General features: G+C 62.9%; 6 protein-coding genes. 3 read left to right on the top strand and 3 right to left on the bottom strand.

Annotated features, from left to right (window positions below; genetic code table 11):
* Nucleotides 1-259: 259 nt before the first annotated feature.
* Complete coding sequence (locus tag ICY20_RS22350) at nt 260-1,168, bottom strand: LysR family transcriptional regulator (RefSeq protein WP_194938623.1); 909 nt, start codon at nt 1,166-1,168, stop codon at nt 260-262.
* A gap of 204 nt (nt 1,169-1,372) precedes the next feature.
* Here ICY20_RS22350 and ICY20_RS22345 point away from each other — a divergent pair, with 204 nt between their 5' ends.
* A complete protein-coding gene (locus tag ICY20_RS22345; RefSeq protein ID WP_159962758.1) occupies nt 1,373-1,771 on the top strand; it encodes a helix-turn-helix domain-containing protein in 399 nt (132 codons plus the stop codon).
* Nucleotides 1,772-1,828: 57 nt separating this feature from the next.
* On the top strand, nt 1,829-4,591 hold the full coding sequence (locus ICY20_RS22340; protein ID WP_194938622.1) for an ATP-binding protein: 2,763 nt from the start codon (nt 1,829-1,831) through the stop codon (nt 4,589-4,591).
* Here the strand turns inward: ICY20_RS22340 and ICY20_RS22335 are convergent.
* Both ICY20_RS22335 and ICY20_RS22330 read right to left on the bottom strand, forming a co-directional pair.
* Nucleotides 4,538-6,061 (bottom strand): winged helix-turn-helix domain-containing protein, encoded by a 1,524-nt coding sequence (locus ICY20_RS22335; RefSeq protein ID WP_194938632.1) that lies wholly within the window; start codon nt 6,059-6,061, stop codon nt 4,538-4,540. The two genes, ICY20_RS22340 and ICY20_RS22335, sit on opposite strands and share 54 nt — an antisense overlap.
* Before the next feature lie 95 nt (nt 6,062-6,156).
* Complete coding sequence (locus ICY20_RS22330) at nt 6,157-7,107, bottom strand: GlxA family transcriptional regulator (protein WP_159962755.1); 951 nt, start codon at nt 7,105-7,107, stop codon at nt 6,157-6,159.
* A gap of 190 nt (nt 7,108-7,297) precedes the next feature.
* On the opposite strand from ICY20_RS22330, the gene ICY20_RS22325 reads away from it, so the two are divergent.
* Nucleotides 7,298-8,020 (top strand): pirin family protein, encoded by a 723-nt coding sequence (locus tag ICY20_RS22325; protein ID WP_159962754.1) that lies wholly within the window; start codon nt 7,298-7,300, stop codon nt 8,018-8,020.
* The last annotated feature ends 14 nt before the right edge of the window (nt 8,021-8,034 follow it).

Genomic DNA, 8,034 nt, shown 5'->3' with positions numbered 1-8,034 from the left:
GACGAGCCACCCCGCTCACACCTCCACTCACCCACCTACCACCGCGCCTTACCACAAATTGTATCATTGTGGTTTTTTTTAGCTTTTGTAGAAATACTTTATATTTTTAGTTCAAAATGGTGGCAGGGGGATTGATCGCTATGGGGCTTTGTCAGTCGATAAATCAGGTGACTGACCCGCCGCCTTCGCGAGCAAGCCCGCTCCCACATTTGGAGTGTGATCGACATAAAAGACCGGTCGTTCCTATAGCCGCCGCGTGCTAAATGACCCGTGCCATATGCTCAGCAATCCGCCCCCGCAACCAGCGCTCCGCCGGGTCATTGTCATGCACCCCGCTCCACACCATCGACAGTTCCGCCGCATCGATCGCAAAGGGCGGGTCTTCGGCCCGCAAGGTGGTGCCTTCGGTTAACGCGCAAGCGGCGTAGTCCGGCACGGTCGCAATGATCTGCGTGCCGGCCAGCAGCGCACGCAAGCCGCTGAATTGCGGCACAGCCAGCACTACCCTCCTCGCCCGGCCGATGCGGGCCAAGTCCAGATCGATGTTGCCGCTCAGATCCCCCGAGAACGACACCATCGCATGGGGCCGTTCACAGTAGTCGTCCAGGGTCAGCGGTGCGTCGCCATCGTCACCGCGCAGTACCTTGCATGGAATGTCCCGCAGCTTTTTGCGCTTGGCATTGGCCGGCAGTTCAGTGGTGTAGCTCACCCCCACGGTGATTTCACCGCTGGCCAGCAGCGACGACATCAATAGGTAGTTGGCCCGGCGCACCACCACGACGATGCCGGGGGCTTCTTCGCGCAGCTGGCTGAGCAACGGCGGAAACAAGCCGAACTCAGCATCGTCAGACAGGCCGATGCGGAACACCGCACAGCTGGTTGATGGGTCGAAATCCTTGGCGCGACTGACGGCGCCCGAGATGATGTCCATGGCCGGTTGCAGCTCCTTGAGTATCGCCACAGCGCGTGGCGTGGGCTCCATGCCCCGCCCGTTGCGCAGCAGCAACGGGTCGTCGAACAGGTCACGCAAACGTCCCAATGCCGCGCTCACCGCCGGTTGGCCCATAAAGAGTTTCTCGGCGACGCGGGTCAGGTTCTTCTCGAACATCAGCGCTTCGAAAATCACCAACAGGTTCATGTCGACGCGGCGCAGGTCGTTGCGGTTCATGGTTGTATCCAAACGGTTGGCAAGCTCATAGATAAGCACGCAAAACGTTGGTTGGATTGCACACCTGTGCTGTCTTTTCGACGCCTGCACCTGGCGAAATTAACAACGATTAACTCGTCAGCCAGGCGGTACGGCAACAAGATGACTGGCGTCTACACTGCATCCATTCACCGGGAACGCTCCCATCGACTGCGGATAATTGTCATGGCCCGATTCGAGCAATATGCCCCTCGTTTATCCGCTACCGGCGGCCTATGCCCTCGGCGCGAGCGTATCGCCAAGCAACTGATTCAGGCCAACCTCGGCGAAAGCCTGGCCATTGCCGACCTGGCCCAAGCCTGTGCGCTGTCGCGCAGCCATTTTTCCCGGGCGTTCAAGTGCACCACCGGGCTGTCGCCTCAGGAGTGGATTCGCCAGCAGCGCATCCAGAGAGCCAAAGAGTTGATCACCAGTTCTGCCCTGAGCCTGACGCAAATCAGCCTGGAGTGCGGTTTTTGCGACCAGGCACACTTCTGCCACATGTTTACCCGCAGCGAGGGTGTTAACCCGATGACCTGGCGAAATCACCAATTGCGTCACAAGCCTCAAGTGATTGCGGCCTAGTGGTGCGTGCGCACCTGGAATATGCTTGCCAGACCCTTTCCCAGAGCATGGGCAACCATGAGTGACCACAGCGATCAGGCCGTGCATTTCGGCCCCTACCGCGTCCACCTGCGCCAGCGCTTGGTATTGGAGGCCGGCCGCCCATTACGCCTGGGGCGGCGGGCGGTAGAGATCCTGCTGATCCTGCTGGAACAGGCCGGCAATGTGGTGAGCAAGCAAGAATTGATTGCCCGCGTCTGGCCCAAAAGCGTGGTGGAAGACGGCAACCTGCGGGTGCACATGGCAGCGCTGCGCAAGGCTTTGGGCGATGGCCAGGCCGGGCAGCGCTATATCGTCACCGTGGCCCAGCGTGGCTACAGTTTTGTTGCGCCACTGAGCATCGAACCGATGAGCCTGCCTAGCGACGGCCCCACAGCAAGTCCGTGCCATAACCTGCCCCTGCGCCGCACGCGGATGATCGGCCGCCAGGCGTTGATCGACAGCCTGGTGCAGCAACTGCCCGAGCAACGCTTTATCACCCTCACCGGTACCGGTGGTATCGGCAAGACCACCGTCGCATTGCGCGTCGCGGAGTTACTGATCGGTCATTACCGCGACGGTATTCGCCTGCTGGACCTGGCACCACTGAGCGCACCGTCGATGATCGTGCCCAGCCTCGCCGCGCTGCTCGACCTTACCTACACCGAGCAAGAACCCCTGGCCGTCTTTGCCCGCAACCTGCAAGAGCGCCAACTGCTGCTGGTGATCGACAACTGCGAGCACCTGCTCGACGACATCGCCCTGATCAGTGAAACCCTGCTGCGCCACGCGCCCAGGCTGCACATCCTTGCCACCAGCCGCGAAGCGTTGCGCGCCGAGGGCGAGTACGTGCAGCGCCTGGAACCGCTGGCCTGCCCACCCGCTGCCGGCAACCGCGCCCAGGCGTTGGGTTACCCGGCCCTGCAACTGTTGATCGAACGGGCCATGTCCCATCAGGACAGCTTTGAGCTCAGCGAAGCCGAACTGCCGCTGGCGATCGATATCTGCCAGCGCCTCGACGGCATTCCACTGGCCATTGAACTGGTAGCCGCGCAAATCGAACGCTTCGGCCTGCCGGGGCTGCTGGTGCAGATGGAGGATAACTTCCGCCTGCTGACCCGTGGCCGACGCAACGCCCTGCCCCGCCATCAAACCCTGCGCGCCACGCTGGACTGGAGCTTCGAACTGCTGACGGCGTGCGAGCAGATTTGCTTGCGGCGCCTGGCGGTGTTCCGTGGCGGCTTCAGCCTGGCCAGCGCGGCGGCGGTGATTGCCGGGGAGCAGATCGCGCCGACCGAGGTACTGGGTTCCATTACGCAACTGGTGGCCAAATCCTTGCTCAACGTGGAGGCCGGTGATGACGAGATGGTCTATCGCCTGCTGGACATCACCCGCACCTACGCCCTGGAAAAACTCAGCATCGCCGACGAGTTCGACGCTACCCGCGAACGTCACGCCGAGCGCTGCCTGGCCCTCATGAACCAGGCGCAGGACGACTGGGAGAGCACCGCAACCCAGGTATGGATCGAGCGCTACGCACCGTTGCGCGAAGACATCCGCGCCGCCCTCGACTGGGGCCTGGGCGACCAGGGCGTGCACCGGCTGGGTATTGGCCTGACGGTGAGCGCGATGCCGTTGTGGCAGGAACTGTCGCTGCTGCGCGAACATGGACTTTACGTGAGCAAGGCCCTGGCGCGACTGAGACAATCGACAGCGCCGAGCCAACGCTTGCATATGGCGTTGCTGTTGGCGCTGGGCAGTTTTTCGTATCACACCCAGGGCGGTACGCCTCAGACCATCGAGGCGTTTACGGCTGCGCGACGCCTGGCAGAGGCTGGCAAAGACCTGGCGGGCCAACTGCGAGCCGTGTCGGGGCATATGGCGGTCAACCTGTGCAGCGGCAATTACCGCGAGGCCCTGGTACAGAGCCTGCACTTTGACCAACTCGGCCCTCAGGCCGAACCGTTGCTGGCCCTCAGCGCGCAGCGCCTGCGAGTGCTGGCACAGCATTACGCCGGCAACCAGGCACTGGCGCTGCACAATGCCGAGCAAGTGATGCAGCGCATGGCCCAGAGCGGCCACTTGAATCGATTTACCCATGGCTTTGGCGTGCAGTACGACCAGAGCGTTGCCTCGCTGACCATCCTGGCGCGCATCCTGTGGCTGCGCGGTTTTCCCGAGCGCGCCCAGCGCACGGCGAGCCAAGCCCTTGAGCTGGCATTGCAGATCAATCATGGCACGTCGATTTGCTACACCCTGGCGCTGGCCGGGGTGGTGATTGCCCATTACAACGGTGACACCGCCGTCGCGCGCGACCACTTGGACTTGCTGTTGCAACAGGCGCAGAAGCATTCGGCGCAGTTGTTCCAAACCTGGGCGCGCTGCTACGAAGGTACGTTGCAGATTGCCGATATACAGGGGCTGGGCCTGGTCGAAGATACCCTGGTGACGTTCAACGCAATCGCTGTGCAAGACGCTGTATTCGAACGAGCCAGGAGCGGCGCGGCTGGCTGGTGCACCCCGGAGATCCTGCGGGTACGCGCCGAGAGCCTGGCGGATGAGCGAGCGGCCGAGGCGTTGCTGCTTGAGGCCCTGGGCCTGGCGAACCAGCAAGGCGCGCTGGCCTGGGAGCTGCGTTGCGCCACGTCATTGGCACGCCTGTGGCAACAGCAAGGCCGCGTGCAGGTGGCGCGGGATGTGCTGGGTTCGGTCTATGCGCGATTTACCGAAGGCTTCGCCACTCAGGATCTAATCCGCGTACGCAGCCTGCTCGACGAGTTGCAAGACAAACGGCCGGCCTGAAAACGGCCCCAGGTAATGTCCGTACCCCTGCTGCAAACGCGCCACCTGCGCCGGGTCACGCAGTTGGGCCAGCGCATAGCTGCGCACGCAGTTGAGCAGGCGATAACGCGAAAACCCCGGGCCGGGCTCCAGGTGCAGCAGCGAGGTGTTGACCAGGCGCGCCAGCAGGTAGGACAGGTCAGCGTGCTCCAATTCGGTACCGGCCACCAGCTCGCTCAACGCGGGCAAGGTGACAGCCATCTTGAACAGGCTCAGTTGCAGGAACAGCCAACGCTCGGGCAGGCTCAGGCGCTCAAAGGTCCAATCCAGCGCGGCCGTCAGGGATTGATGGCGCTCCACTGCCGTACGCCGGCCGCGGGTCAGCACCAGCAGGCCTTGGCGCAATTGCAGGTGCACGCCGCGCACGCCCAAGGCGGCGACTTGCGCCGCAGCAAGCTCCAGGGCCAGCGGGATACCGTCGAGGCGCCGACAGATGTCCCGCAGGGGCGCGAGGTCTTGAGGCCGCAGCACAAAGCCCTGCTGGCTGGCGCTCACCCGCGCGACGAACAATTGCACGGCCGGATAAGTCATCGCGTGTGCCACGCAGCCCAACGCCGACGGCGCGGGCACCGCCAGGCGAGGCACTCGCTGCACCCATTCACCAGTAATCTCCAACGGCTCGCGACTGCTGATCAATACGCTGACGTGTGGGGCTTTTTCGCGCAGCACACGCAGCAAATGCCGGCACGCGCCGAGCAACAAATCGGCACCGTCGAGCACCAGTAATAGTTGCCGGGAGGCCAACTGGCGAGACAGTTCAGTGGCGCTGCCGCTGGGCTCCAGGTGCAACGCCGTGGCCAGGTGGCGCAGCATCGCCAAAGGCGCCTGCACCGTGGCCAGGTCGACCCACCATACGCCATCGCGATAACGCGGCAACACGCGCTCGGCCAATGCCAGAGCCAGTGTGCTCTTGCCCACGCCGGCGCAGCCGGTGAGGGTCACCAGGCGTTGCCCGGACAGGCGCCGTACCAGCACGCCGAGCAGCTCATCGCAACCGATCACCGGGCTGAGCCGCACGGCCAGATTGTGCCGAGGCTCGACGTGCTGGATTGCCCCCTGTACGGCGGCGGCAAAGCAATAGCCGCGCAGGGGGTCGTTGAGGATAAAACGCTGGCCATCAAGGGCACGGCGCAGTGCGGCGATGTGCACCCGCAGGTTGTTTTCTTCCACGACGCTGTTGGGCCAAACGCGCTCGATCAACGTCAGCTTGCTGATGAACTGCCCCGGCGCTTCAAGCAGCACAGCGAGGATATCCAGCGCACGCCCGCCCAAAGGCACCGGCCAGCCTGCTTTGCTGACCAGCCGCTGTTGCCGGTGAAAGGCATACGCACCGAAGCGTACCGTGCCGTCAACGTCAATCGCCTGGGGGTTGTTCATGTCTGTTATCGCGCGCAAACACCCGGCCCAGGGCATTTGCGCATCCTTTTCCATGGGCTTGCAGCTATCTTGCCAGCTAGGCATGACAGGGCAATGCTGGCACGGGGAGCGACACGGACAATCGGGTGCGCGAGACGGACATTGTGTCGTTAACTGAACTGTTGTCGGTATTGGGTGGGGTTCAGGCCAAGCTTTTCGCTGAACAGAAAGCGCATATAACGCACGCTGCCAAAGCCTGCGTGGAAAGCCACGGTCTTGAGCGGCAGGTCAGTGGTTTCCAACAACTGGCGGGCACGGTCGATGCGCGCACCTTGCAGGAAGGCCATGGGGGTCATCTGCACGTCCTTGGCGAACACCCGCGCAAAGTGGCGTGCGCTCATGCCGGCCAATTCGGCCATGGACTCAATCGTGAGCGGTTGATCGAGATGCGCCAACACATGGTTCTGCACGCGGGTGATGGTGGTTTCCTGGGGCGCCACCGCGGCGGTCATCGGGCTGAACTGGGCCTGGCCACCCTGGCGCTTCATGACCACCAGCAGCACCTTGGCCACATCGACGGCGACTTGCTTGCCGTGGTCCTGGGCAACGACCGACAGTGCCAGGTCGATCCCGGCGGTGACCCCGCCGGAGGTGATCAAGCGCCCATCCTGCAGGTAGATGCGATCAGTCTCGACGATGGCCTTGGGAAACGCCTTGATCAGCCGCTCGGTGTAGTGCCAGTGGGTGGTCACGCGATGCGCGTCCAGCAGCCCGGCGTAGCCCAGCACGAAGGCCCCGGTGCAGATCGAACCCACCCGCCGCGCCCGTGGTGCAGCCGCCTTGAGCCAGGGCAGCAGCGCGGGGTGGCATTCGTTATAGGCGCCAGGGCCGCCGGGCACCAGGAGCAAGTCATAGGCATCCTGCGCCTGATCCAGCAACAGGTCAGTGTTCACCTCAACCCCATTGGACGCACGCAACGGCCCGGGCTCGGTGCCAATCGTGAGGATCTGGTAATGCGCATCCGCCGGCAGGTAGCGGTTGGCAATGGAAAACACTTCGAGCGGCCCGGCCATGTCGAGCAGGAGGAAGTCCGGGAACAGCGCCATGGCCACGGTTTTCATAGGATGAGCGTCCATCGAGTAAAGAGTTGCGAGGTGAGAGTCGCGCATTATGGCATGACTTTAACTGTCAATCTGTGAGGGACAGTTATTCAGTTTTCATCTTCTTAATGAATATCTCAGTAACCATTAACCTTCTTCTCAACGCAGTAGCCCTGCATACCGCAGCCCGCTACCACTTGAGGACAAGACCATGCTGACCCTTCGCAAAGCTTCCGAACGCGGCGCCGCCAATCACGGTTGGTTGAAGTCGTTCCACACCTTCTCGTTCGCCAACTACTGGAACCCGCAAGAGCAAGGCTTTTCTGACCTGCTAGTGATCAACGATGACCGCGTCATCGCTGGCAAAGGCTTCGGCCAGCACCCGCACCGCGACATGGAGATCTTCTCTTATGTGCTCGAAGGCGCCCTGGAACACAAGGACACCCTGGGCACCGGCTCGGTGATCCGCCCTGGCGACGTGCAACTGATGAGTGCCGGCAGCGGCGTGGCCCACAGCGAGTTCAACCACAGCCAGACCCGTGGCGTGCACTTCCTGCAAATCTGGATCGTGCCCGCCGTGGCCGGCGCCGAACCGCGCTACCAGCAGGAGCATTTCACCGAGGCGCAGAAACGTGGGCGCTTGCAGTTGATCATCTCACCGGACGGCGCCGACGGCTCGCTGAGCGTGCGCCAGGATGCACGGGTATACGCCGGCCTGTTTAACGGCGACGAAGCCGCCACCCTCGACCTGGCACCGGACCGCCACGTGTACATCCATGTGGCCCGGGGCAGCGTTGAAGTCAACGGTCAGCGCTTGCAGGAAGGCGACGGTGCCCGAGTACGCGATGAGCGCCAGGTTCGCCTGAGCCACGGCGAAGACGCCGAGGTACTGGTGTTTGACCTGCGCCCCAACGAACTGCCGCAGATGCCATGACCGGCCCCGCGATA

Origin of the sequence: Pseudomonas pisciculturae, from assembly GCF_015461805.1 — a bacterium.
Classification (GTDB): Bacteria; Pseudomonadota; Gammaproteobacteria; order Pseudomonadales; family Pseudomonadaceae; genus Aquipseudomonas; species Aquipseudomonas pisciculturae.
This window is presented reverse-complemented; position numbering and strand designations above follow the sequence as displayed.

What these genes read in the sequence shown, in the direction of transcription:
- ICY20_RS22325 (WP_159962754.1), top strand. Translation starts at nt 7,298, where the DNA reads ATGCTGACCCTTCGCAAAGCTTCCGAACGCGGCGCCGCCAATCACGGT.
- ICY20_RS22335 (WP_194938632.1), bottom strand. Translation starts at nt 6,061, where the DNA reads ATGGAAAAGGATGCGCAAATGCCCTGGGCCGGGTGTTTGCGCGCGATA.
- ICY20_RS22330 (WP_159962755.1), bottom strand. Translation starts at nt 7,107, where the DNA reads ATGAAAACCGTGGCCATGGCGCTGTTCCCGGACTTCCTCCTGCTCGAC.
- ICY20_RS22350 (WP_194938623.1), bottom strand. Translation starts at nt 1,168, where the DNA reads ATGAACCGCAACGACCTGCGCCGCGTCGACATGAACCTGTTGGTGATT.
- ICY20_RS22345 (WP_159962758.1), top strand. Translation starts at nt 1,373, where the DNA reads ATGGCCCGATTCGAGCAATATGCCCCTCGTTTATCCGCTACCGGCGGC.
- ICY20_RS22340 (WP_194938622.1), top strand. Translation starts at nt 1,829, where the DNA reads ATGAGTGACCACAGCGATCAGGCCGTGCATTTCGGCCCCTACCGCGTC.